The following is a 25,006-nucleotide window of genomic DNA, read 5'->3' on the forward strand; positions in this document are numbered from 1 at the left end:
TTTGAAAATTAGAAAAAGCTGTATATTGTCGCGTTTAAGAATGAATGATAATTTTAATATAAATAAATATATATGTCTGACGGAGAAAAGTTAATTTCGATTAACATTGAAGACGAAATGAAGTCAGCTTACATTGATTATTCAATGTCAGTTATTGTGTCGAGAGCACTTCCAGATGTGAGAGATGGTTTAAAGCCGGTTCACCGTAGAGTTTTATTTGGAATGTATGAATTAGGTGTTTTATCAAACAGAGCACATAAAAAATCTGCAAGAATTGTTGGAGAAGTATTAGGTAAGTATCACCCACATGGAGATACTTCAGTATATGATGCAATGGTGCGTATGGCGCAAGACTGGAGTTTACGATACTTACTTGTTGATGGTCAAGGTAACTTTGGTTCAGTTGATGGTGATAGCCCTGCTGCAATGCGTTATACTGAAGCTAGAATGCAAAAACTTTCAGAAGAAATTTTGGCAGATATTGACAAAGAGACAGTTGATTTCCAATTAAACTTTGATGATACTTTAGAGGAGCCAAAAGTTATGCCAACAAGAGTTCCTAATTTATTAATTAATGGAGCTTCTGGTATTGCGGTAGGTATGGCTACTAATATGCCTCCTCATAACTTAACTGAAGTTATTGATGGTACTTTAGCATATATTGATAATAATGATATTGAGATTGATGAGTTAATGACTCATATTAAAGCTCCCGATTTTCCAACAGGAGGAACTATTTATGGTTACGAAGGTGTTCGTGAAGCTTTTAAAACGGGTAGAGGGCGTATTGTAATGCGTGCAAAAGCTCGTTTTGAAGAAAGTAATAATAGAGAAGCAATTATTGTAACGGAAATTCCTTATCAAGTGAATAAAGCCGATATGATTAAGAAAACGGCTGACCTAGTTAACGATAAAAAAATAGAGGGTATTTCTACTATTCGTGATGAATCAGATAGAAACGGAATGCGTATAGTTTATGAATTAAAAAGAGATGCGGTTCCAAATATTGTATTAAATACGCTTTATAAATATACGCAACTACAATCTTCTTTCAGTGTAAATAACATTGCATTGGTTAAAGGAAGGCCACAAATGTTGAATCTGAAAGAATTGATTCATTATTTTGTAGAACACCGTCATGAAGTTGTTGTTAGAAGAGCGCAATATGAATTAAGAAAAGCTGAAGAAAGAGCTCATATATTAGAAGGTTTAATTATTGCTTCTGATAATATTGATGAAGTAATTGCTTTGATTCGTTCATCTAAAGATGGTGAAGAAGCAAGAGGGAAATTAATTGAAAGATTCAAACTATCTGAAATTCAAGCTCGTGCAATTGTTGAAATGCGTTTAAGACAATTAACAGGTCTTGAGCAAGATAAATTGCGTGGTGAGTACGATGAAATAATGAAATTAATCACTGGTTTAAAAGAGTTACTTGCAAGCAAAGAATTGCGTATGGAACTTATTAAAACTGAATTAGTTGAAATTAGAGATAAATATGGAGATGAGCGTCGTTCTGTAATTGAATATGCTGGTGGAGATGTAAGTATTGAAGATTTAATTGCCGATGAACAAGTTGTTATTACAATTTCTCATGCAGGTTATATCAAAAGAACTTCATTAACAGAATACAAAACGCAAAATAGAGGAGGAGTTGGACAAAAAAGTGCTGCAACAAGAGATCAAGATTTCTTAGAACACTTATTTGTAGCAACAAACCACCAATATTTAATGTACTTTACCCAAAAAGGTAAATGTTATTGGATGCGTGTTTTTGAAATTCCTGAAGGAACAAAAGCAAGTAAAGGTAGAGCAATCCAAAACCTTATAAATATTGAAAATGATGATAAAGTGAAAGCTTACATCTGTACTCAAGATTTAAAAGACGAAGAATATATTAATAGTCATTATGTGATTATGGCTACTAAAAATGGTCAGGTGAAGAAAACTCCACTTGAGCAATATTCTCGTCCACGTCAAAATGGTATTAACGCTATTACTATTAAAGACAATGATGAGTTATTAGAAGCTAAATTAACTACTGGAAATAGTCATGTTTTATTAGCAGTTAAGTCGGGTAAATTAGTTCGATTTGAAGAAAGTAAAACAAGACCAATGGGAAGAACTGCATCTGGAGTTAGAGGAATTACTTTAGCAAATGATAAAGACGAAGTTATTGGAATGGTTGCTATAGACGAAAAAGACATTAACGATTCTCAGATTTTAGTTGTTACTGAAAACGGTTATGGAAAACGTACAAAATTAGAAGAAGATGGTGAGCCAGTTTATAGAGTAACAAACCGTGGAGGTAAAGGTGTTAAAACCCTTAATTTAACTGAAAAAACAGGTTCGTTAATTTCTATTAATGGTGTAACTGATGAAGATGACTTAATGATTATCAATAAATCTGGATTAACTATTAGAATGGCAATTTCTGATTTACGTGTAATGGGAAGAGCAACACAAGGAGTTCGTTTAATTAATATTAAAGGAAACGATTCAATTGCTGCTGTTACTAAAGTTCTTCGTGAAGAAGAAGTTGACGAAGATATTGAAGATATTGACGGTGAAGTTATCGAAGGAGAAGTTATAGAAGACAATCAATCTGAAGCAGAAAGTTCATCTGAAGAAGATTCTCAAGAATAATTAATGAAAACAAAAGCCCAAATTAATTTGGGCTTTATGTTATAATCTAATTTTTAATACAATGAAAAAAATATTATTAAGTTTAGTACTATTGTTATCAGTAGCTACATTTGCTCAAAAAGATGAGTTAAAAACCTTGAAAAAAATATATTCAAGAAGTTCAATTTCAGAAAGCGATTTACAAGAATATAAATCAGCTTATGAAACTTTAGGAAATATGCAACTAAATGAAGATGATAGTGTGTATTATACCTTTTATAAAACGATGTATCCAACAGTAGTTTTAGCTTCAAAAGGAGATAAAGCTACAATGCAGGATCAAATGAATTTATATAATCCTAAATTTATTGAAGAATATGGAGTTGTTATTAATAATACATTAGCATATGAAAAAAAGTCAGGAAAAAAAATATATACAAATGATTTAGTTGAAGAAAAAAAACAATTTTCAGCTACATTAAGACAATTTTCTAATGCTTTAAATCAAGAATCTAAATTTAAGGAAGCTTCGTTAATGTTTTATAATCTATACTTATTTGACAAAATGAACGAAGGAAAAGCTTTAGAAAATGCTGCTATTTTATCTGTTCAGGCTGAAGATTATAAAACTGCTGAAAAATTATATGCAGAATATTTGACAAGTGATTACTTTAAAAATGGTGTGAAATATTTTGCATTTAATAAAGCTGCTGATGCAGAAGAATTTTTTAATACTAGAGAAGATAGAATGAGTTTTATTTCATTAAAAACGCATGAAAAGCCTAGAGACGAGAAAGTTTCTGATAGTAAAAATGAAATTGTTAAAATGTTAGCTATCTTGACTCTTCAAAATGGTAACATTGAAAAAGCTAAGCCGCTTCTTGCTGAAGCAATTAAGCTAAATCCTGCTGATAAAGAATTGTTAACTAGAGAATTTAACCTTTATTTTAATGAAGGATATGAGTATTTAAAAGAAGACGACAAATTAGTTACTGAAATAAATGCAAGTGTTGATAATAAAACTAAATATGATGAATTAATGGCTAAAAGAGCTGCTATGTTTAGAAGAGCATTGCCAAGTTTTGAAAAAGCCTATGAAATTAATTCTAATGATGAAAACACTAAAATATTACTTAAAACGTGTTATGATTCTTTAGGAATGAAAGATAAAGCAGCAACAATTAAATAAATAAATAAATAAATAAAAAATCCTGCTTTTAGCGGGATTTTTTTATATTATTTTTTTAATAACTCTTAACTTGTGTGTGTGCCTTCCAGTATCTACATTGTAAATTCCTAGATGATCTAATCTGTCAATTCGTACTTTTCCAGAAGCATGAATTATATAATTATCATTCATCATAATTCCTACATGAGTAATATTTCCTTCTTCATTATCAAAGAAAGCTAAATCTCCTGGTTCACTTTCTTCAATAAAGCTCAATGCTTCCCCTTGCATAGCTTGTTCTGAAGCATCTCTTAAAAGATTGTATCCATTTATTTTATATACCATTTGGGTAAATCCTGAACAGTCAATTCCAAAAGGTGTTTTTCCTCCCCATAAATAAGGAGTGTTTAAATACATAAAAGCAGTTTTAATTAGATTCGCTTTATCTTTTTGTCCACAAACTTTAATTCCATCAAATGTATAGTTTAATGTATTTATTTGCTCGTTTTCTAAAAATGATAAAGAAGCACCTAGTGGAATAGGTGTTAATATATTATTTGGTGTAGAAATGTATTCAATTAAATCACTATTTAAAATTATAGGTGAGTTATTCAAAAAATTAAATTGCTCTTCATTTATAATTAAATATTGTTTGTTGTCAATCCAGCCAATATAATTATCAAATGCAACTTCTATTTTAGTCCATTTTTTATCTTGTTCTAAAATAGTAAAATGCTCACCAAATAAAAGTTGAGATACTTGCTCGCTTCTATCTGAAGGTTCAAATCGTATAGGAACTATGGAAAGATTGCAAATTCCGAACATTAAAAATAATTATGAGTTAATAATTATGAGTTGTAGAAAAAAAGCTACAACTCATAATCTATAAAATTAAGCTTTTTCTATAACAATTGCAGATGCACCACCACCACCGTTGCATATAGCAGCAGCACCAATTTTTGCATTATTTTGTTCTAAAACATTAATTAAAGTTACAATAATTCTTGCTCCTGAACATCCAAGTGGATGTCCTAATGAAACTGCACCACCGTTTACGTTAACTTTATCATTATCTAACCCTAAGATTTTAGCGTTAGCTAATCCTACAACAGAAAAAGCTTCGTTAAATTCAAAAAAGTCAACATCTGAAATTGATAAATTGGCTTTCTTTAAGGCAATAGGCAATGCTTTTGAAGGAGCTGTAGTAAACCAAACTGGTTCATGAGCAGCGTCAGCATAAGATTTAATATAGGCTAATGGTTTTAATCCTAATTCGTTTGCTTTTTCTTCACTCATCAAGACTAATGCAGCAGCACCGTCATTAATAGTTGAAGCATTTGCAGCAGTAACAGTACCGTCTTTTGTAAAAACAGCAGAAAGAGCTGGTATTTTATCTAATTTAACATTAGTATATTCCTCATCTTTAGATACAATAATTGCTTCACCGCGTCTCTGAGGTACTTCTACAGGTACAATTTCTGAATCAAACTTACCAGCGTCCCATGCGTTAGCTGATCTTTTATATGATTGAATAGCATAATTGTCTTGCTCTTCTCTTGAAATTTTATGTTCTGTTGCGCATAAATCAGCAGCAACTCCCATTGCATTATTATCATAAGCATCAACTAAGCCATCTCTTTGCATCCCATCAACAAGAGAAGTTGGTCCAAATTTTACGCCATTTCTCATGTGTACATAGTGTGGGATAAGACTCATGTTTTCCATACCACCTGCAATAACAATTTCTGCGTCTCCACACATAATTGCTTGTGCTCCTTGCATAACAGCTTTCATTCCGCTTGCACAAACTTTATTAATTGTTGTACAAGGAACAGTATTAGGTAATCCTGCGTAAATAGCTGCTTGCCTTGCTGGAGCTTGACCATTTCCAGCTTGAACAACATTACCCATTATAACTTCGTCAACTTTATTTGGATCTAAATTAATTCTATTTAAAGCACCTTTAATTGCTGCTGCACCTAGTTTAGTAGCAGGTACAGTAGATAAAGCTCCCATAAAACTTCCTATAGGAGTTCTAACAGCAGATACAATTACAACTTTCTTACTCATGTTTTCTGTTAATTTTAAATGTTCTGCGAATTTACTATTTTTATTTCTAATCCTATAATTTTTTCATTGATTAAGAGTTTTTGCTAAAAACTATAGTTTAAGTTGATTTTTTTTTTTGAATGTATGTAATTGAATCATAAGTGTTTCAATAAAATTTTAAAATAAATAATAAAAAAAGCTAAGAAAATGTTGTGATATAAGAAGTGAAAGTGTACATTTGCAATCGCAAAAAAGATAAGTTCTTTCTATTATTATTGGAGAGTTGCCAGAGTGGTAATGGAGCAGTTTGCTAAACTGTCGACGGGTAACTGTCGCATGGGTTCGAATCCCTTACTCTCCGCTTTTTTATTTTCGGGGTGTAGCGTAGCCCGGTTATCGCGCCTGCTTTGGGAGCAGGAGGCCGCAGGTTCGAATCCTGCCACCCCGACGAAAATAAATAATGGTTGCGTAGCTCAGTTGGATAGAGCAACTCACTTCTAATGAGTAGGTCCCAGGTTCGAATCCTGGCGCGATCACAAAAAAGCCTTGCATTTGCAAGGCTTTTTTTATTTTATATAGTTTCTTGTTTTATTCTAAACAATTTAAAAAGTCAATAAATATTTTTTCTGGGTAGTAGGTTGTATTAAGTAGTTCTGATTGTATTTCTTTTTTTATGACAAAATCTTTTGCTCCATTTGTAAATTGAATTCTCATTAAATGTACTGGTGATTTTTTTAATTCTTCATAATTGTTTTTGGTAAATAAAAAATAACCATCTAGAATTCTAATATTATTTTTGTCTTCTTTATTATAAATTAAATTATTACATACTTCTTCATTATTACTAATTAGAGTTACAATTTTTCCATTTGCTAATTGAAAAACAATTCTTGATGTCTTATCTAAACAACTTGCAGTTATAAAGTCTTTGCTGGTTTGAATGTACTGTAAATTTAGAGTTGGAACTCCATTATTGTTGATTAACACAAAATGAATCATCTCTTTAATGTTACCATAAACTCTTTCATAGATTAATTTTTCAGGTAAAACCTTTACAAATATTGAATCCGTTTCTTCTTCGTAATCATATATGCAATTTTTATCTTGAGCAAAAGAAAGGGTAATAGATAATAGAATAAATAATAAGTACTTCATAAGTAGGTATTTGTTTTTTTAATGGCAATTTTAGATTTAAATTTTTGTGCAAATTAAAGCTATTTTTTTGTTTTCAATATTTGTAGTGAAAAATACAAAAGTCGTACCACCATCTTTTATTTTGTATTTCTTTTTTAAATCTTCCACTTTAAAAGGAAAGTTTCTTGTTGAGGCATTCATTTTTTTACCTAAAAGATGCTCTTTTACTTCACTTTTTTGTAAAGTAATAATGTTTTCAACTCGAAAGCTCCTTCCAGGAAATTCAATTATAAAATCTGAAGTATATAAATGAGAGTGCCTATGTAGTTTTTTGCAATTGTAAATTTGCGAAATGGCATCAAAATTTCCGGATTTTAATAAAGCTGCGTTAGGTTCGTACAAAAACTTTTGAGGTAAAGAGAACTCAACTTCGTATTCTTTTTGATGAACAGTTTCTACTAAAGTTCGCTTGTCTTTATCAATATTTACGGAAATAATAGAAATTGAACCTTGATAACCTTGTTCAATTTCCCAAAGCAATTCTTTAACTTCATTTTGAATTGCAACGATATGGATCTTTTTTACATATTTAAGTTCTACAATACCCGCTTGTAAATCGAGTAGAGGGGCAGTCTTTATTAGAATATTATTTGACTTAGAAAAGTATAACGAAAGTAAATCGGGAACATTTGGTTCACAATCTTTAAACATAAAAACCTTCCTTTTTGTTTCATTTCTTCTTGACGGATCGATATAAATCCAATCAAATTTTTCATTACTTTCTTTTAAATAATCTGTACTATTTTTATTGATACATGTAATGTTGTTTGCATTTAATAATTTGTAATTATAAGCTACTATATTGGATAGTTTAGTATTAATTTCGCAATGTGTAACGTAATTAATTTTCTTAGAGAAATAATAATCATCAATTCCAAAACCTCCACTAAGGTCAATTAATGATTCGCCTGAAACAATTTCTGATTTATACTGTGCTGTTTTTTCTGAAGATGTTTGTTCTATTGAAATTTTTGTAGGAAATATAATTTTTGAAGTGTTGTACCACAACGGTAACTTTTCTTTTGATTTCTGTTTAGCTTTAATTTGATTGATAATTGAAGTAAATTCAATTTCTGAAAAGGGGTTTTTAGACAATGCTAGCTGAGCAACATCAGCATTTAAGTTGGAATTAATAAATTCTTGAACCTCTACAGTAATTAATTGTTTAAAATCCAATTTAGATATTTTTTGTTAATGCTTTGATTATTAAAATTTCAGGAAAGAAACTCTTCCCAATTACTTTTAAAACTGTATAAGAAGGTATTGCTACAATCATTCCAATAATTCCAAATAAAACTCCTGAAATAAGGATTACTAAAAATATTTCTAAAGGGTGTGATTTTGTGCTTTTAGAAAAAATAATTGGCTGATTGATATTATTATCAATTAATTGAACAGTAAACATGCCTATAAGAACATATATAGTTGTAGGTATTGCATCATTAATAAAATCACCGCTTATACCACTAATAAGTATTAAAACAGCCGTAGCAAACATTCCTATTATTGGTCCAACGTATGGGATAATATTTAAAATCGCACATAAAAGTGCGATAGTAAATGCGTTTGAAACTCCAAATATTAAAAATACAAGTCCGTTTAAAATAAAAATAATCAAAAGTTGAAGTAATAATCCAATGAAATATCTTGATAATAAATTTGTAATCTTATCTATTGAAATAAGTACTTTATTCTTTTGACTTTTAGGAAGTATAGATTTAAAAGTTACAAAAAAATTAGCTCTATCTTTTAATAAGAAAAAAGAAATAAAAAATACTGAAGCAACTCCCATTCCAAAATTTCCAAGAGTATTAATTAAGCTATTGAAAAATTCAGGAATTATTTTAAAATTAATAGATGATTTAATATTAGCAGAATTAATAATTTGAAGTACATCAATATTATAATTGGCTAAATAAATAGACAAGTTGTTTATAACATCTTCATAGTTTTTTTCTAATGAATTAATGCTTAATAGCGATAGATTTTCTCCTTGATCAATAATTAACGGAACAAACATTAAGAAAAAACCTACTGTTAGAGCTAAAAATAAAAACAATGTAGTAATTACTGCAATCGTATTTTTGAACTTTAATTTATTTTTTAAAAATATAACAATTGGATTTGCAATAAGAGTAAAAACAATTGATACAATAATGTAAATTAAAACAGTTGAAATTTTATAAATTAAAAAGAAAGTTAATGCTATACCAAATAAAATAGCAACAGCTTTTAAAATTCCTTTAGAAAGTTCGTTTGAATTCATATTCAAAAATAGAAAAAATATTATAAAGAAAGTTGTTTTGTAATCTCATAAAGAGAAATAGACAATGAATTAGCAACATTCATACTGCTGTTTTTTCCAAACATAGGGATATGAGCTATAATGTTTGCAGAATCTAATAGTTCCTTTGAAACACCGTAAACTTCACTTCCAACTATTAAAAGAATAGGTTGATTTGTTAATTTAATTTTATCTATTGACGTGCTTAAATCGGTTATTTCAAGAGCAATAATTTGATAGTTTATTTCTTGTAGTTTGCGGATAACTTCGTTTTTGTCTTTTATGACTTCAAAAGGAACTGTTTTATGAGTATTTCGTGAAGTTTTGTTAACTTTTCTTTCAGAAATAATGAAATTTTCGCCAGTAAAAATTATTTTTTCAACACCAAAAGCATCACAAATTCTAAAAATACTTCCTATGTTTTGTTGAAAATAGACTTCGTCACAAATTACCGTAATAGGGAAGTTATGTTCTTGAAATTCTATGTTGTAATGGTTTAGTTGTTCCAAGTTGTTCTATGTTTTTTTTAAAGTTTTTTAAAAGATTAGGCTAAAATATAAAAAAAACTCGCTAGTACTAGCGAGTTTTTTTTATTTATATTTTGTAATTATTATGGTTGCGAAAATGTGTTTCTAGGCCCACCTGCAGTAAAAACGGCAAGCATTCTACTTTTCTGGTCATTTGAAAACATGTACATACCTGCATCATCAGTGTAGTCCATATAGTTCATTGTCATTTCAATTGGGGTTCCTGGACATGTTGAATAATGAGGAAATGATGGAATACCATAATTTGCAGTATTGTGATTTGGTGTGTCGTTAACATAGTCTGTTCCGCAAGTAGTATCTCCCCAAATGTGTCTTAAATTCATCCAGTGTCCTACTTCATGGGTAGCAGTTCTTCCTTTATCAAATGGAGCTGTTGCTGTTCCAGTTGTTCCAAGATAACGCGAATCAATAACCACTCCGTCAGTTGCAGATGAGCCTCCTGGAAACTGTGCGTAACCTAAAATTCCACCACCTATAGTACAAACCCAAAGGTTAAGTTTTGTGCTTGGCGAAGTAGGATCTAAACCACCTCTTTTAGTGTTTTTCATTGTATCTCTAGTTCCCCATGATGTTTTAGAAGTAGATTTTCTGTAAACTGCATCTAAAACAAATGTAATTCCAACATTTGCTTTTACTCCTGAAAAAGTTGATGGAACTTGATTGAAATCAGAATTTGTTGCATTAAAATCTTTGTTTAAAACATCAATTTGTGATTGAATTTGAGTTGTTGAAATATTTTCAGCTGTAGTTTTGTATAAAACATTAACGACTACTGGAATTTCAATTCTCCCATTAACTAATCGGCCATGAGAAATAGCATTCGCGGTTAATTCTTCAATTTGCTGCATCCTGTTTGCTAAATTTGGATCATTTTTTAGTTGTTCCTCAAGAACACTATGAGACGCACAACCTCTATGGTCATGTTTTACAACTGATGAGTTTTCAGTTGAAGACTCCTCATTACTACATGAAATGCAAAGTAATAATGTAAAAACTGATAAAAGAGTTTTTTTCATAAAATGTAAAATTAGTTAGTTATTTGTTTAGTTACGTTATTATTTAGGTAATAATGCAATTCAAAAATAAATAAGTTAACAATGTTAATTTTACATTTTAATTATAATTTTTGTTAAATAATTATAATTTATTTAAAAATAAACGATTTAGTTATTAAAAACGTAATTTATTATATTTGCGCCCATTTTTAAAGCTTTTTCTCTAATTTCAATTGGGTCATTGTGAATTTCTGAATCTTCCCAGCCATCACCTAAATCACATTGATAAGTATAAAGAAGTACTAATCGATTGTTAATAAATATTCCAAAAGCTTGGGGACGTTGATTATCGTGTTCATGAATTTTTGGCAATCCATTTGGAAAATTATACGGTTTCTGAAAAATTTGATGTGATATTGGAATTTCTTTTAATTCTTCATTAGGAAATACTTTTTTTATCTCTTTTCGAATGTATTCATCCATTCCATAATTATCATCAATATGTAAAAAACCACCAGAATTTAAGTAATTTTTTAAGTTTTGAACATCATTTGGGCTAAAAACAACATTTCCATGCCCGGTCATGTGAACAAATGGATACGAGAAAATATCAGCGCTTCCCACTTCTACAGTTCCTACTTTAGTATTAATTTTAGTATTAATATTTTGATTACAAAATTGAACCAAGTTAGGTAAGGAAGTAGGATTAGCGTACCAATCGCCGCCGCCAGAATATTTTACAACAGCAATATCCTGTGCAAACAAAAAAGTGTTTGCAAAAAACATCATGATTATGATATAAAAGTTATTCTTCATTTATTAAGGCCGTTGTATGACATGCAACTAATGCAGCGGTTTCTGTTCGCAATCTTGTGTTTCCTAAAGTTACAGGTTTGTAATTGTTTTGGATAGCTAAATTAATCTCCTTTGTTGAAAAATCCCCTTCGGGTCCAATTAAAATGACAATATCTTGTTTTGGTTCAATTTCATTTTTGAACGATTTTCTTTCTGTTTCTTCGCAATGAGCAATGAATTTATGAGCAGCGAACTCTTTTTTAATGAATTCTGAATAGGGAATAGGGTCGTTAATAATTGGAAGATAAAAGTGCAAAGATTGTTTCATTGCAGCTTGAATTATTTTTTCTGCACGCTCTTTTTTATATACTTTACGCTCTGAATGATCGCAAATAATTGGAGTGATTTCGTTGATGCCAATTTCAGTTGCTTTTTCTAAAAACCATTCAATTCTATCGTTATTTTTTGTAGGAGCAACTGCAATATGTAGATTGTATTTATCTGCTTCAAAAAATCTTACTTCTTTTATTTGCACTTCACATTTTCGTTCTGAAGCAATAGAAACTTCAGAAATAAATAAATACCCTAAACCATTAGTTATGTGAATGAAATCTCCTTCTTTTTTTCTTAAGACCTTAACTATATGTTTGCTTTCTTCTTTATCAAAAATGAAAGTTACATCGTGTTGTTGTATTTTGAGATTATAAAATAGTTGCATAAATATTAAAATTCAATTCGTGCTTTTGAAACCACATCAGCTTCACTAAAATTTTGTTCAATGTAGTTATAATATCCTACAATTCCAATCATTGCTGCATTATCTGTTGTGTATTCAAATTTTGGAATATGGCTGACCCAACCGTATTTGTTTTCAGCCTCTTTTAATGTTTTTCGTATGCCTGAATTAGCAGAAACTCCACCTCCAATTGCAATCCTTTTAATTCCAGTTTCTTCAACAGCTTTTTTTAATTTATCCATTAAAATGTTAATGATTGTGTATTGAATTGAAGCACAAATATCAGTCCTGTTTTCTTCAATGAAATTGGGGTTTTCTTTAACTTGTTTTTGGATAAAGTATAAAATTTGAGTTTTCAATCCGCTAAAACTAAAATTCAATCCGTCAACTTTTGGTTTAGTAAAAGGAAAAGATTTAGGGTTCCCTTCGTTTGCAAGTTTATCGATTAAAGGACCACCAGGATAGGGTAGTCCAAGTATTTTTGCGCTTTTGTCAAAAGCTTCTCCTACTGCATCATCAGTAGTTTCTCCAATAATTTTCATGTCAAAAAAACTATTCACCTGAACAATTTGAGTATGCCCACCACTAATTGTTAATGCAAGAAAAGGAAATTCGGGTTTATCGTAACCATCTTCGTCTATAAAATGTGCTAAAATATGTGCTTTCATGTGATTGACTGCAATAAGCGGAATATCTAACGCCATACTCATCGATTTTGCAAACGAACCTCCAACTAATAACGAACCCATTAATCCCGGACCTTGTGTAAAAGCGATACAACTTAATTGTTCTTTTGTTATTCCAGCCTTTTTTAAAGCAACTTCAACAACAGGAACAATGTTTTGCTGGTGAGCTCTTGAAGCAAGTTCTGGAACTACACCACCATATTCTTGATGAATTGGTTGTCCTGCAACAACATTTGAGAGCACTTTGTCGTTTAATAATACCGCCGCAGATGTATCATCGCACGAACTTTCTATGGCTAAAGTGTAAATTTTATCGTTATTCATATAAAAAGGCACGAAATTTGACTTAAAAGTTATATAGTTGTCTTACAAAAAACCTTATTTTTGTTCAATAACCAATATGCAAATTTAAAACAAAATAGAGTATCAAAAAATTTAAAAAAATATTCATCCGAATTATTGTCGGAATTTTAATTTTATTACTTCTTTTAAGTATTCTTTTGTCATTGCCATTTGTACAGACTTATTTTGGTAAATATGCTACAAATGAGTTGAATAAAGAGTTTGGTACTGATATTACGATTGGAAAATTAACCATTACTCCATTTTTATCTGTTAAACTAGGAAATATTCTAGTGAGAGATCATCACAAGGATACACTTTTCTATATAGACAGGTTGAATACTTCTATTTTAGATTTCAAAAACCTTTATGATAGTGGACATCCATATTTAGGAGATGTAGTTTTAGATGGTTTAGATTGTAAATTAACTCAGTATAAAGGCGAAGTAGGAACTAATCTAGACCGTTTTGTTGATGCTTTTGATGATGGCTCACCTTCTTCAGGTAAATTTAGAATGAAGGCTAGTTCAATGACAATATTTAGAAGTAGATTTAGATATACAGATTACAATTTAAAAACTTCTAAAATTATTGACTTTAGCCAATTAAATGGTTTAATAGAAGATTTTGTTATTAAAGGACCTAATGTTTATACCAACATAAATAAACTTTCATTTAAAGACTCTAGAGGTCTTTTTGTAAAAAATTTAAAATCTAAATTTACTTACACAAGGTCTAATATTTTATTAGAAAATTTAATTGCAACTACACAAGAATCTGAAATGGTTGGTAGGGTTGAATTGAGATATAAAAGAGAAGATTTTTCAGATTTTAATAATAAAGTTATTTTTGATGCAGAATTTGATAAAGCTATTATTGCCTCAAACGATTTAAATTACTTTTATAATGAATTTGGTAAGGATAATAAATTCTTTGTAGATACACATCTTTTAGGAACATTGAATAATTTTACGACTCACAATTTAAAACTAACAGATAAATACCATTCAGAAATTACGGGCAATGTTAATTTTAAATATCTTTTTGATAAAACAAGGTCATTTTATATTAAAGGGAGTTTAGATAATTTATCTTCAAGTTATGATAAGCTTAATCATATTTTACCTAGACTTTTAGGGGGTAATTTACCTTCTAATTTAAAAAAACTAGGTGACATTAATTTGAATGGAGATGTTGAACTTACAAATACGTTTATTAATTCAAAAATATATTTAACTTCATTCCTAGGTGCTATTGATGGTGATTTGTCTTTGCAAAACATAGATAATATTGACAATGCTTCTTATCAAGGATATATTGCATTAGAAAATTTCAATATTGGGAATTTTTTAAATCAAAATGATCTTGGTGCAGTAACGTTGCAAGTAGAAGTTGATGGGAAAGGATTCAATACAAAATATTTGAATACTAAGATTAAAGGGAAAATAGATAAGTTATTTTATAATAAGTACAACTATTCTAATATTGATATTGATGGAACTATGAAAATGCCTTATTTTGAAGGGTATTTAAATAGTAATGATCCAAATTTACGTTTAGATTTTAATGGATTAGTCGACTTAAGTTCTAAAGTAAAAAATTACAACTTTAAAACTCAAATTGATTATATAGATTTAGTTGCGCTGAATTTTTCTACAATTGATTCAATTTCTATTTTTAAAGGAAGTGTAACTATAGAAGCTAAAGGAAATACTTTAGACGATTTAGAAGGTGTTTTAAATGTAAATGGAGCCTCTTATTTAAATACTAAAGGCCATTATGTTTTCGATGAATTTCAATTAACCTCTAACTTTGATGACAATAGAGTTAGAACAATTACTGTTAATTCACCAGATATAATTACAGGTAAAGTAGTAGGTAAATATAGAATTGATGAAGTTAAAAAGATAGTTGAAAATGCAGTAGGAAGTTTATATGCAAACTATTCTCCTAACAAGTTGCAGCCTGGTCAATATTTAGATTTTGAATTCTCAGTTTACAATAAAATTATTGACATATTTATACCAGATGTTACAATTTCAGAAAACACAAAATTTAAAGGAAAGATTAATGCAGATGAAGGAAAATTCGAATTTGATTTTACTGCTCCAGAAGTTATAGCATTTGAAAATTATTTTAATAATATAAAAATAGATATTGATAATAAAAATCCGTTATATAATGCTTATATAGAAATGGATTCTATTAAAAATAAAAACTATAAAATTGCCGATTTCAGTTTGATTAATGTAACAATGAATGATACATTGTTCATAAGAACAGAGTTTAAAGGCGGGAAGAAAAGTGAAGATAAGTTTGATTTAAATATTTATCACACAATTGACGAAAACAAAAATTCAGTAGTAGGATTTAAAAAATCGGAACTTAATTTCAAAGATTATATTTGGTTTATAAATGAAAATGAAGAAAAAGACAACAAAATTGTTTTTGATAAGAAATTATCAAATTTTGATTTTCAAGACTTTACCTTATCTCATAATAATCAAAAAATGAATTTTTATGGTAAGTTAAAAGACTCTACTTATAAAGATTTTAATTTTACATTTAAAGATATTGACGTAAATAAAATTACACCTTCGATTGATAGTTTGAAGTTTGATGGAAATTTAAATGGGATGATTAAATATGAACAAAAAAATTCTATTTATAAGCCAGAATCTCAACTTACAATTGATAATTTAAAAATCAATAATATACTTCTTGGTAATTTAGATTTTAATATCAAAGGAAATAAAAATTTCAATAAATTTTTTATTGACTCAAAGTTAAAACAAGATGATAATGAGAGTTTTACATTATTAGGGGATTTAAATTACAATGAAAACGAAACCGAATTAGATTTAGAAGCAGGATTTAATAAATTTGATATAAGTTCGTTTGGACCTTTGTTGAGTAATATTTTGTCTGATGTAAGAGGAAATGCATCAGGAAAAGCTACTATTGGCGGTTCATTAACTGATCCAGAAATAGATGGGCGTTTGTATTTAAATGAATCAGGAGTAAAAGTTCCTTATTTAAACGTTAATTATGATTTTGAAAAAAATGCAATCGTTGATGTTACAGAGCATCAATTTATTTTTAGAAATATTGAAATTACCGATAGGAAATATAAAACAAAAGGAGTTTTACATGGAAATGTAAGGCATGATGTTTTTGCAGATTGGGAAATAGACTTAGAAGTAAAATCAAATAATTTATTAGCCTTAGATACCAAAGATAGTGAGGGAGCTTATTATTTTGGCACAGCATTTATGAATGGTTTTGCTACTGTAAAAGGACCAACTAATGCACTAGTAATTAAAGTAAATGGTGCTTCAGAAAAGGGTACAGAAATTAAAATACCTGTCAGTGATTCAGAATCTATGGGAGATAATTCCTTTTTAAACTTTGTTACTGCAAAAGATAAGTACAGTGTAAAAGGAGAAAAAGCAATAGAGAAAAATAAATATCAAGGATTAGAGTTAGAATTAGATTTTGATGTTGATACCAATGCTAATATTGAAATTATTTTAGATAGAGATTCTGGTCATTCAATGAATGGTAGTGGTTATGGTTCTATGCATATTGAAATTAATACTTTAGGTAAATTTCTAATGTTTGGAGACTTTATCATTGAAGAAGGGGAATACAATTTTAAATATGGAGGTTTAATTGATAAAAAATTTAATGTAAAAAAAGGAGGTACAATCCGTTGGGAAGGGGAACCTTTAGGAGCAAATCTTAATCTAGAAGCAATTTATAATACTGAGGCAAATCCTGCTTTATTGTTAGAAAGCGCAACATTTAATAAAAAAGTAGCTACAAATGTTTCTATCTTATTAAACGGAACGATAAGTAATCCACAACCCGATTTTAATATTGATTTCCCAAATGTAAGTTCGGTTTTAAAGAGTGAAATTGATTATCGTTTGCAAAATAAAGATACAAGACAAACCCAAGCAATGGCATTACTTTCAACAGGTTCATTTATGACAGCTGAAAACGCAGGTAATGTTGCTTATGGTCCATTATTTGAACGTGTTAGTGCTATTTTAAGTGATATTTTTGCAGATGAAGACAGTATGCTTAAATTCGGATTAGATTATAGTCAAGGCGATAGAGTTAATCAAATTTCAGATAGATTAGGAGTTACTTTAAATACGCAATTGAATGATAAAATTTCAATAAATGGAAAAGTAGGAGTTCCTGTAGGAGGTGTTTCACAATCTGTATTGGTTGGAAATCTTGAAATTCGAATGGAATTAAACGAAGACGGAACTTTACAAGCACATGTTTTTAACAGAGAAAACGATTTAAATTATAATATTGGGGGTAATATTGGTTACACTCAAGGAATTGGCTTAACATATAATATAGATTTTGACACATTTGGTGAAATGTTGAAAAAAATATTTAAGAGGAAGAAAAAGCAAACAAATTCTGATTCTAACTCTTCTAATCAATCACAAGATTCTGAATTATCTCCAGATTATATGAATTGGACTCAAGAAAATAAAAAGAAACCTACTCCAGAAGCTGAAAAAGAATCAGAAAAAGTTCCTGAAATAGACTAGTTACTTTTCATTTCCTTTTTTAAATTTACAATATATAAAAAGACTATGTCAGCAAATATTAATAAAATAGCAGTGTTAACTTCTGGCGGAGACTCTCCAGGAATGAATGCTGCAATTCGTGCAGTCGTAAGAACTTGCGCTTATCATAATATCAATTGTTTAGGAATTTATAGAGGTTATGAAGGAATGATTGAAGGCGATTTTAAAGAAATGGGCCCTCGTTCTGTTAATAACATAATTAATAAAGGAGGTACTATTTTAAAATCAGCACGTTCAAAAGAATTTATGACTGTTGAAGGTCGAAAAAAAGCCTACAATCATTTAAAAGCTGCAAATGTTGATGCATTGGTAGTTATTGGTGGAGATGGTTCTTTTACAGGCGCAGAAATTTTCAACAAGGAATTCAACTTTCCTGTTATGGGAATTCCTGGAACTATTGATAATGATATTTTTGGAACAAGTCATACTCTTGGTTATGATACTGCTTTAAACACAGTAGTTGAAGTAATTGATAAAATTAGAGATACAGCCAGTTCACATAATCGACTTTTCTTTGTAGAAGTTATGGGAAGAGATGCTGGACATATTGCTTTAAATACAGGAATTGGTGCAGGAGCAGAGGAAATTTTAATTCCTGAAGAAGATCTAGGTTTAGAACGACTTTTAGAATCATTGAAACGAAGTAAAGAATCAGGTAAGTCCTCAAGCATTGTTGTAGTTTCTGAAGGAGACAAAACAGGTAAAAATGTTTTCGAACTAAAAGATTATGTAGAAGAGCATATGCCAGAATATGATGTAAGGGTTTCTGTACTAGGACATATGCAACGTGGTGGCGCACCTTCATGTTTTGACAGAGTTTTGGCTTCAAGACTTGGAGTTAAAGCAGTAGAAGCTTTGTTAGAAGGTAAATCAAACTTCATGGCAGGAATATTAAATGATAAAATTGTTTTAACCCCTTTAGAACAAGCAATTAAAGGCCATTACGAAATAGATAACGAATTAATTAGAGTGTCAGACATAATGTCTACATAATTTCATTGTAAAATTGCTACGATAAACACACAACTAATCAAGCAAATTAACAATTAAAAAAAATAAAATGTCAAAAATTAAATTAGGAATAAACGGATTCGGAAGAATAGGAAGAATTGTTTTTAGAGAAACTTTAAACAGAGATAATATTGAAGTAGTTGCTATCAACGATTTATTAGATGTAGATCATTTAGCTTATTTATTAAAGTTTGATTCTGTTCATGGTAGATTCGCAGGCGATGTAGAAGTTAAAGACGGCCAATTATATGTAAATAACAAACACATAAGAGTAACTGCTGAAAAAGACCCAAACAACTTAAAATGGGATGAAGTAGAGACTGATATCGTTGCCGAATGTACTGGAATTTTCACCACTTTAGAAAAAGCACAATACCATATTAATGGTGGTGCTAAAAAAGTAGTCATTTCAGCTCCTTCTGCAGATGCTCCAATGTTTGTAATGGGTGTAAATCATGAAAGTGTAAAAGCAACTGATATGATTGTTTCAAACGCTTCTTGTACAACAAATTGTTTAGCGCCTTTAGCAAAAGTTATCAATGATAATTTCGGAATTGTTGAAGCTTTAATGACAACTATTCATGCAACAACAGCTACACAGTTAACAGTTGACGGACCTTCTAAAAAAGATTTCAGAGGCGGTCGTTCAGCGTTATTAAATATTATTCCAGCTTCAACTGGTGCTGCAAAAGCAGTAGGAAAAGTTATTCCAGAATTAAATGGAAAGTTAACAGGAATGGCAATGCGTGTTCCAACAGCTGATGTTTCGGTAGTAGATTTAACAGTAAAAGTTGCTAAAGAAACGACTTACGAAGAAATTATGGCGGTTTTAAAGAAAACGTCTGAAACTTCAATGAAAGGAATTCTTGGTTATACTGAAGAAGATGTTGTTTCAACTGACTTTAATTCTGACCCAAGAACTTCAATTGTAGATGCAAAAGCAGGAATTGGTTTAAACAGTACTTTTTTCAAAATTGTTGCTTGGTACGATAATGAATACGGTTATTCAAGTAAATTAGTAGATTTATCTATTCATATTTCTAATTTAAAATAAATGAAATTATTAGTTGATAGCGGCTCTACAAAAGCCGATTGGATTGCAGTAGATAATAATGGTTCAGTGCTTTTTACAGCTGCAACATTAGGTTTAAATCCAGAAGTTTTAACGGAAAATGAAATTATTGAGCGTTTAAATGCTGCTGAATCAATTTCAACTAATAAAAACAAAGTTTCAAGTGTGTTCTTTTATGGTGCAGGTTGCGGAACCGATAGAATGAAATTATTCTTAAAAGAATTGTTGCAAAATTATTTTCAAAATGCTGAAATACAAGTATATGAAGATACTTATGCAGCAGTTTATGGAACAACACCTAAAGGCGAAAAAGCTATAGTTTGTATTCTTGGGACAGGTTCTAATTGCAGTTATTTTGATGGAGAAAAATTACATCAAAAAGTACAATCATTAGGTTATATTGCTATGGACGATTGCAGCGGAAATCGTTTTGGTAGACACATTATTCGTGGATACTATTTTAATGAAATGCCATTAGATTTAAGAAAAAAACTAGAGGAAGAGTATAACTTAGATCCCGATTTTATAAAAAACAAACTGTATAAAGAAGCGAATCCAAATGCGTATTTAGCTTCTTTTGCAAAGTTTTTAATAACACATAAAAACAATCCTTTTTGTAAAAAATACATCGATGAAGAAATTCAATTATTCATCCAACACTATATTTTACAATTTGAGAATGCTAAAGAAGTTCCAGTACATTTTATTGGTTCTATTGCTTTTTATTTAAAAGATGAATTGACTAGAGCATTACAGTCACAAGGATTACAAATAGGCAATGTGTACAAAAAACCTACAGAAGGTTTAATAAATTATCATGTTTTAACCGCATAAGTAATGATTAAAAAATTTGAGATTGCAGTAATTGCGCACGATGGAAAAAAAGCAGATATGGTTCAGTTTTTGAATAAAAACAAGCATATTCTTATTGAAGAAAACATTAAGCTAATTGCTACAGGAACAACTGGAAGCAAAGTTGAGTCTGTTGGAATTAAAGTAAAAAAAATGCTTTCAGGACCACAAGGAGGCGATGCACAAATTGCAGCTAGAGTAGCAGAAGGTAAAACGAAAATGGTTTTATTCTTTAAAGACCCAAATTCGAGTCATGCACACGAACCCGATATTTCGATGTTAATTCGTATTTGTGATGTACACAATGTTCCTTTGGCTACAAATGAAGCGAGTGCTCAAATGCTTTTAAATGCTTTACAATTAGATTAGTTTTTTTGAGCTTGTTTTGTCATTCTGAAGATGGAAGAATCTCATTAAAAAAATTTAGCGTCAACTTTTAAATTTTTGGAAAAAATTCGGAAGTATGCGGTTTATCTTAGCTTTTACTTTTAACTACTGTTAGCAGAAGTATTTTACTGAGCTCTATTGAACACTATAAAATCACCTGCTTCAATTTCAAGTCTTAATGTATCTTTATGTTTTTGGATAAATTTAATTTTATCAGTAAATCCATCAGAATTTGTTGTTACTATAAAACCTGCTTCTGTTTTCCATGTTCCACTTTCTTTTTTACGGCTTTTATTCATATCGTATGTGGCATCGTTTCTAAATTCAAAAGAGAATTTTGAAAATGCATTACTAGCTATAGCTTTCGATTCATTATCCAAATTTTTACTAGGTTCAAATTTAGAAAAACTCCATTTTCCAACTAAATCGGAAGTTTGAAATTGGAGAAAAAAAAGCGATACTAAAATGATTGTTTTCATTTATTACAAATTTTGATATTATATGCTGTTTTTACAATTTCTGCTAACTTATATATATGAATTATAAAATTACTTACAAGCAATCATAGAAATTTCAACATTCACATTTTTAGGTAAACAAGCCACTTCAACCGTTTCTCTCGCTGGAGCTGTTTTTTCATCAAAATAAGCACCATAAACAGCATTTATTCTTGCAAAATTATTCATATCACTTATAAATATTGTAGCCTTAAAAACATCACTAAAATTCATTTCAGCAGCTTCTAAAACTGCTTTCATGTTTTCCATAACTTGTTTGGTTTCATTTTCGATAGTGTCTAAAACCAATTCGTTTGTTTGAGGATGAATTGCAATTTGTCCTGAAGTATATAAAGTATTGTTTACTAATACAGCTTGGTTATATGGTCCAATAGGAGCAGGAGCATTTTCTGTAAAGATTATTTTTTTCATGATATGTATAAATAAGTAGTTGCTGAATTTTATTGGAAAACTCTATCTGGTAATTGACGTTTTTCCCACTTAATATCGCTCAAGACAGAAGAACTAATTCCAATAAAGAATCCCCAATACGTATTTGTACCATAAGGAACCCAATTAAAGCTCATTCTCCAGCTTTCTAAATCTCTTTCAAATCGCAATTGGGTAAAAGTAACACCTTGTTGTTGTAAATCATAACCAGATGAAAAACCAACTTTCCATCTTGGTGCCAATTCAATATTTCCCGACATCATTAATGAATTTGAAACAATTTCATCTTGTCGATTACTATTATTATAAGTTACAGAATAAGCTAAACGTAAATCCCAAGGTAGCTTAGTATTGTACCATTCATCTCCTTTAGAATCACTTTTTTCATCTTCATCTTTGTTAAAAAGACTTTGATTGCTATTACTTAAATCTACACCAGTACCAAATAAATCATCTTCTCTTCCTCCGTTTTGCAATGTTTGTTCAGATTTTTTTGTTTTTTTAGTATCGTTACTAGAAAAATTATAATTCAAGGTCATGTTTGTGCTTGTCATTCTAAATAAACTACCTCCATTATCTATATTGAAAGTTTCTATTCTTTTTCCTGAATTATCAATTGCATAAGGGTCTAGTGTAGTTGCAAAATTAACATTCATTTTATTTTTAAAAAACTGAGTTCCACCGCTTACTCGCATTGGAGACCATGGTAAAGAATCAGCTGCAATATTATAACTAGCAGAAAAATTTAAGTTGTTCAATAACATTACTTTTTTAGGAGTTCCGTCTTTACTTTCCTTATCAGTTACTTTTGCTTCAAATGTATTACTTAATGAAAAACCTAAATTATTAGAGTTTGTTAAACCAGGTGAGCCAAATATACCACCTTCAAACCTTGTAAAATCTTGATAAGTGTTTCCAGTAGCATCAATTGCATAAGTGTCATAATATCTTTCAAAACTAGGAGTATAACCATAAGAAACACCTGGACGCATTACATGTCTAATGGCTTGAATTTTTTTATCTTCTCCAAATTTAAAAGTTCCGTAAACTGTTGTACCTACGCTTGCATTAAAATTATAGGTTCTAAAACTATCAAAACCTTTTAAATCTTCAGTTATAACTTTGTTTTCAGTAGAACTAAAATATTTATCTATTGTGTTAAAAGCCCAAACTTCATTATAACTAGCACCAGTAGTAACACTAAAATATTTAAATATTTTAAAATTGGTACTTAATGGAATTGAATGTTGAAAGCCAGACTTAGCGTCTCTAAACATTTGTGGTTTAAAGAATAAAGAATCTTGCGTCGATATTCTGTTTTCTCCTCTTAAATTATACTGAAAGTTAATATTTTTAATAAAACCTTTTTTAATCCCATCTTTTGGAGCAAAAGGGAATATCCTGTCAACACTCGCCTGAAGTGTTGGAAGCGTCATATTAATAATTCCAGTATTTGTATTTTGATTATGTGTCGCTGATAATGATAAGTTTACCTGAGGTACTGTTTGAAATGTTTTTTGATAAGCAACCGAAGAACTTAAGTTATTGTTTAGTCCTGACCCAATGTTGGCTAAATTAACTGATTGTCTAAAATACTGACTACTTCCTAAGTTAACTGAAGCAGAAAATCTTGAATTTGCAGATGCTTTAGTGTCTTGACTATGTGACCATTGAAGATTGTATTGTTTAGATTTAACATAGTCTGGGAATCCTTTTTCACCTTGTATATTATTTTCAAATCTAAAATTTGCTCTACCATTAAACTTATAACGTTTTGCGTAACTACTTTCAAAACGTAGTCCATAACTTCCGTTAGTGTAATAATCTCCTAAAACAGCTAAATCATAATAATCGCTTAGCGCAAAATAATATCCTCCATTTTGTAAAAAATAACCTTGTCTATTTGATTGACCTGGTGTAGGTAAAATAAAACCTGAAGTATTTTCTTCTGTCATTGGAAAATAAGCAAATGGTAATCCTATAGGAGTAGGGACATCCGCAATTACTAAATTCGTTAAACCAGCAACTACTTTTTTCTTAGGTACAAATTTTACTTTTCTAACTAAAAAATAATATTCAGGGTCTTCAATATTTTTAGAAGTAGTGATTCGTGCATTTTTCATAAAATAAACAGAATCATTTTCTCTTTTAGAAATTTCAGCTTTAATATTCATTTCACCTTGTTTGGTTCTAGAATTCCAAACTAAAGCTTTTTTGGTTTTAAAATTAAAACGAATAGAATCGGGTTCAATTATATTACTTCCTTGTTTAAAAATAGGATATTGAGTATAATTTCCTGCACTATCTTTAATTCTTCCTGCATAAACTTCACTTTTTTCATAATCTAAAACAATAATACCCGCTTTTAGTTCGATATCTGTGTAGTAAAGTTCTGCTTGGTTGTATAAAGTAAGCTGTTTTTTAACTTGATCCATTTTTTCATAATCAACAGCTTTTCTTTTAACAATATCTTCTAAAATATTCTTTTTCTTTTTTATTGAGTCTTTATCAATTGAAACTTTTGTTTCTTCAACACCTAATTCAGTAATGCTAACTGATTCATTTTTAGGAATTTCTTGAGAATAAATAGGTGAAATTCTAATTGTTAGAAAAATTGCTAATAAAACGATATGAAATAACTTTGTATGCAATGCTAATAATAGTATTTTTGTAAAAATTTGGCTCACTTTTTGAAGTGTCAA

20 protein-coding genes and 3 tRNA genes are annotated in these 25,006 nt (G+C 29.7%); 10 read left to right on the forward strand and 13 right to left on the reverse strand.

Annotated features, from left to right (window positions below; all coding sequences use genetic code 11):
- The first annotated feature begins 72 nt into the window (after positions 1 to 72).
- Positions 73 to 2,646, forward strand: coding sequence for a DNA gyrase subunit A (gene gyrA, locus UXY25_RS03945; RefSeq protein ID WP_320814702.1), 2,574 nt, complete (start codon positions 73 to 75; stop codon positions 2,644 to 2,646).
- Between the two features lie 61 nt (positions 2,647 to 2,707).
- Positions 2,708 to 3,814 (forward strand): hypothetical protein, encoded by a 1,107-nt coding sequence (locus UXY25_RS03950; protein ID WP_320814703.1) that lies wholly within the window; start codon positions 2,708 to 2,710, stop codon positions 3,812 to 3,814.
- A gap of 42 nt (positions 3,815 to 3,856) precedes the next feature.
- Here UXY25_RS03950 and UXY25_RS03955 read toward each other — a convergent pair whose 3' ends face one another.
- Entirely contained in the window at positions 3,857 to 4,618 is a 762-nt protein-coding gene (locus UXY25_RS03955) for a C40 family peptidase (RefSeq protein WP_320814704.1), read from the reverse strand.
- A 66-nt stretch (positions 4,619 to 4,684) separates the two neighbouring features.
- On the reverse strand, positions 4,685 to 5,863 hold the full coding sequence (locus tag UXY25_RS03960; protein ID WP_320814705.1) for an acetyl-CoA C-acyltransferase: 1,179 nt from the start codon (positions 5,861 to 5,863) through the stop codon (positions 4,685 to 4,687).
- 256 nt (positions 5,864 to 6,119) lie between these two features.
- On the opposite strand from UXY25_RS03960, the gene UXY25_RS03965 reads away from it, so the two are divergent.
- From UXY25_RS03965 to UXY25_RS03975, 3 genes are all read left to right on the forward strand, one after another.
- A tRNA-Ser gene (locus tag UXY25_RS03965) sits at positions 6,120 to 6,203 on the forward strand.
- A gap of 12 nt (positions 6,204 to 6,215) precedes the next feature.
- Positions 6,216 to 6,290 (forward strand) — tRNA-Pro (locus tag UXY25_RS03970).
- Positions 6,291 to 6,304: 14 nt separating this feature from the next.
- A tRNA-Arg gene (locus UXY25_RS03975) sits at positions 6,305 to 6,378 on the forward strand.
- Between the two features lie 52 nt (positions 6,379 to 6,430).
- On the opposite strand, the gene UXY25_RS03980 is transcribed toward UXY25_RS03975, so the two are convergent.
- From UXY25_RS03980 to tsaD, 8 genes are all read right to left on the reverse strand, one after another.
- Complete coding sequence (locus tag UXY25_RS03980) at positions 6,431 to 6,997, reverse strand: hypothetical protein (protein WP_320814706.1); 567 nt, start codon at positions 6,995 to 6,997, stop codon at positions 6,431 to 6,433.
- Between the two features lie 36 nt (positions 6,998 to 7,033).
- Complete coding sequence (locus UXY25_RS03985) at positions 7,034 to 8,212, reverse strand: THUMP-like domain-containing protein (RefSeq protein ID WP_320814707.1); 1,179 nt, start codon at positions 8,210 to 8,212, stop codon at positions 7,034 to 7,036.
- 1 nt (position 8,213) lies between these two features.
- The gene (locus UXY25_RS03990) at positions 8,214 to 9,302 is read right to left on the reverse strand and encodes an AI-2E family transporter (protein ID WP_320814708.1); all 1,089 of its coding nucleotides are present in this window, start codon (positions 9,300 to 9,302) and stop codon (positions 8,214 to 8,216) included.
- Positions 9,303 to 9,322: 20 nt separating this feature from the next.
- Positions 9,323 to 9,829, reverse strand: coding sequence for a TrmH family RNA methyltransferase (locus UXY25_RS03995; protein WP_320814709.1), 507 nt, complete (start codon positions 9,827 to 9,829; stop codon positions 9,323 to 9,325).
- A 101-nt stretch (positions 9,830 to 9,930) separates the two neighbouring features.
- Positions 9,931 to 10,884, reverse strand: a complete 954-nt coding sequence (locus tag UXY25_RS04000) for a zinc metalloprotease (protein WP_320814710.1) — start codon at positions 10,882 to 10,884, stop codon at positions 9,931 to 9,933.
- 147 nt (positions 10,885 to 11,031) lie between these two features.
- Positions 11,032 to 11,679, reverse strand: a complete 648-nt coding sequence (locus UXY25_RS04005; protein ID WP_320814711.1) for a DUF4159 domain-containing protein — start codon at positions 11,677 to 11,679, stop codon at positions 11,032 to 11,034.
- Positions 11,669 to 12,376 carry a 16S rRNA (uracil(1498)-N(3))-methyltransferase gene (locus UXY25_RS04010; protein ID WP_320814712.1) on the reverse strand — a complete coding sequence of 236 codons (708 nt, stop codon included), beginning with the start codon at positions 12,374 to 12,376 and terminating at the stop codon, positions 11,669 to 11,671. Before UXY25_RS04010 ends, UXY25_RS04005 begins: the two co-directional genes overlap by 11 nt.
- A gap of 5 nt (positions 12,377 to 12,381) precedes the next feature.
- Positions 12,382 to 13,404, reverse strand: coding sequence for a tRNA (adenosine(37)-N6)-threonylcarbamoyltransferase complex transferase subunit TsaD (gene tsaD / locus UXY25_RS04015; protein ID WP_320814713.1), 1,023 nt, complete (start codon positions 13,402 to 13,404; stop codon positions 12,382 to 12,384).
- Between the two features lie 176 nt (positions 13,405 to 13,580).
- Between tsaD and UXY25_RS04020 the strand changes: the two genes are divergently transcribed.
- The 5 genes from UXY25_RS04020 to UXY25_RS04040 all read left to right on the forward strand — a co-directional run bounded on the left by UXY25_RS04020 (position 13,581) and on the right by UXY25_RS04040 (position 21,339).
- Positions 13,581 to 17,996 (forward strand): translocation/assembly module TamB domain-containing protein, encoded by a 4,416-nt coding sequence (locus tag UXY25_RS04020; RefSeq protein ID WP_320814714.1) that lies wholly within the window; start codon positions 13,581 to 13,583, stop codon positions 17,994 to 17,996.
- A 45-nt stretch (positions 17,997 to 18,041) separates the two neighbouring features.
- The gene (gene pfkA / locus UXY25_RS04025; protein WP_320814715.1) at positions 18,042 to 19,028 is read left to right on the forward strand and encodes a 6-phosphofructokinase; all 987 of its coding nucleotides are present in this window, start codon (positions 18,042 to 18,044) and stop codon (positions 19,026 to 19,028) included.
- Positions 19,029 to 19,095: 67 nt separating this feature from the next.
- Complete coding sequence (gene gap / locus UXY25_RS04030; RefSeq protein ID WP_320814716.1) at positions 19,096 to 20,100, forward strand: type I glyceraldehyde-3-phosphate dehydrogenase; 1,005 nt, start codon at positions 19,096 to 19,098, stop codon at positions 20,098 to 20,100.
- Entirely contained in the window at positions 20,101 to 20,952 is an 852-nt protein-coding gene (locus UXY25_RS04035; RefSeq protein WP_320814717.1) for a BadF/BadG/BcrA/BcrD ATPase family protein, read from the forward strand.
- 3 nt (positions 20,953 to 20,955) lie between these two features.
- Positions 20,956 to 21,339 carry a methylglyoxal synthase gene (locus UXY25_RS04040; RefSeq protein ID WP_320814718.1) on the forward strand — a complete coding sequence of 128 codons (384 nt, stop codon included), beginning with the start codon at positions 20,956 to 20,958 and terminating at the stop codon, positions 21,337 to 21,339.
- A gap of 143 nt (positions 21,340 to 21,482) precedes the next feature.
- Here UXY25_RS04040 and UXY25_RS04045 read toward each other — a convergent pair whose 3' ends face one another.
- From UXY25_RS04045 to UXY25_RS04055, 3 genes are all read right to left on the reverse strand, one after another.
- On the reverse strand, positions 21,483 to 21,836 hold the full coding sequence (locus UXY25_RS04045) for a lipocalin family protein (RefSeq protein WP_320814719.1): 354 nt from the start codon (positions 21,834 to 21,836) through the stop codon (positions 21,483 to 21,485).
- A 69-nt stretch (positions 21,837 to 21,905) separates the two neighbouring features.
- Positions 21,906 to 22,286, reverse strand: coding sequence for a RidA family protein (locus tag UXY25_RS04050; protein WP_320814720.1), 381 nt, complete (start codon positions 22,284 to 22,286; stop codon positions 21,906 to 21,908).
- Positions 22,287 to 22,315: 29 nt separating this feature from the next.
- The gene (locus tag UXY25_RS04055) at positions 22,316 to 25,006 is read right to left on the reverse strand and encodes a putative LPS assembly protein LptD (RefSeq protein WP_320814721.1); all 2,691 of its coding nucleotides are present in this window, start codon (positions 25,004 to 25,006) and stop codon (positions 22,316 to 22,318) included.

The sequence above is a fragment of the Flavobacterium sp. genome, assembly GCF_034111225.1.
Lineage (GTDB): Bacteria > Bacteroidota > Bacteroidia > Flavobacteriales > Flavobacteriaceae > Flavobacterium.

What these genes read in the sequence shown, in the direction of transcription:
- gyrA (WP_320814702.1), top strand. Translation starts at nt 73, where the DNA reads ATGTCTGACGGAGAAAAGTTAATTTCGATTAACATTGAAGACGAAATG.
- UXY25_RS03950 (WP_320814703.1), top strand. Translation starts at nt 2,708, where the DNA reads ATGAAAAAAATATTATTAAGTTTAGTACTATTGTTATCAGTAGCTACA.
- UXY25_RS03955 (WP_320814704.1), bottom strand. Translation starts at nt 4,618, where the DNA reads ATGTTCGGAATTTGCAATCTTTCCATAGTTCCTATACGATTTGAACCT.
- UXY25_RS03960 (WP_320814705.1), bottom strand. Translation starts at nt 5,863, where the DNA reads ATGAGTAAGAAAGTTGTAATTGTATCTGCTGTTAGAACTCCTATAGGA.
- UXY25_RS03980 (WP_320814706.1), bottom strand. Translation starts at nt 6,997, where the DNA reads ATGAAGTACTTATTATTTATTCTATTATCTATTACCCTTTCTTTTGCT.
- UXY25_RS03990 (WP_320814708.1), bottom strand. Translation starts at nt 9,302, where the DNA reads ATGAATTCAAACGAACTTTCTAAAGGAATTTTAAAAGCTGTTGCTATT.
- UXY25_RS04000 (WP_320814710.1), bottom strand. Translation starts at nt 10,884, where the DNA reads ATGAAAAAAACTCTTTTATCAGTTTTTACATTATTACTTTGCATTTCA.
- UXY25_RS04005 (WP_320814711.1), bottom strand. Translation starts at nt 11,679, where the DNA reads ATGAAGAATAACTTTTATATCATAATCATGATGTTTTTTGCAAACACT.
- UXY25_RS04010 (WP_320814712.1), bottom strand. Translation starts at nt 12,376, where the DNA reads ATGCAACTATTTTATAATCTCAAAATACAACAACACGATGTAACTTTC.
- tsaD (WP_320814713.1), bottom strand. Translation starts at nt 13,404, where the DNA reads ATGAATAACGATAAAATTTACACTTTAGCCATAGAAAGTTCGTGCGAT.
- pfkA (WP_320814715.1), top strand. Translation starts at nt 18,042, where the DNA reads ATGTCAGCAAATATTAATAAAATAGCAGTGTTAACTTCTGGCGGAGAC.
- gap (WP_320814716.1), top strand. Translation starts at nt 19,096, where the DNA reads ATGTCAAAAATTAAATTAGGAATAAACGGATTCGGAAGAATAGGAAGA.
- UXY25_RS04035 (WP_320814717.1), top strand. Translation starts at nt 20,101, where the DNA reads ATGAAATTATTAGTTGATAGCGGCTCTACAAAAGCCGATTGGATTGCA.
- UXY25_RS04040 (WP_320814718.1), top strand. Translation starts at nt 20,956, where the DNA reads ATGATTAAAAAATTTGAGATTGCAGTAATTGCGCACGATGGAAAAAAA.
- UXY25_RS04045 (WP_320814719.1), bottom strand. Translation starts at nt 21,836, where the DNA reads ATGAAAACAATCATTTTAGTATCGCTTTTTTTTCTCCAATTTCAAACT.
- UXY25_RS04050 (WP_320814720.1), bottom strand. Translation starts at nt 22,286, where the DNA reads ATGAAAAAAATAATCTTTACAGAAAATGCTCCTGCTCCTATTGGACCA.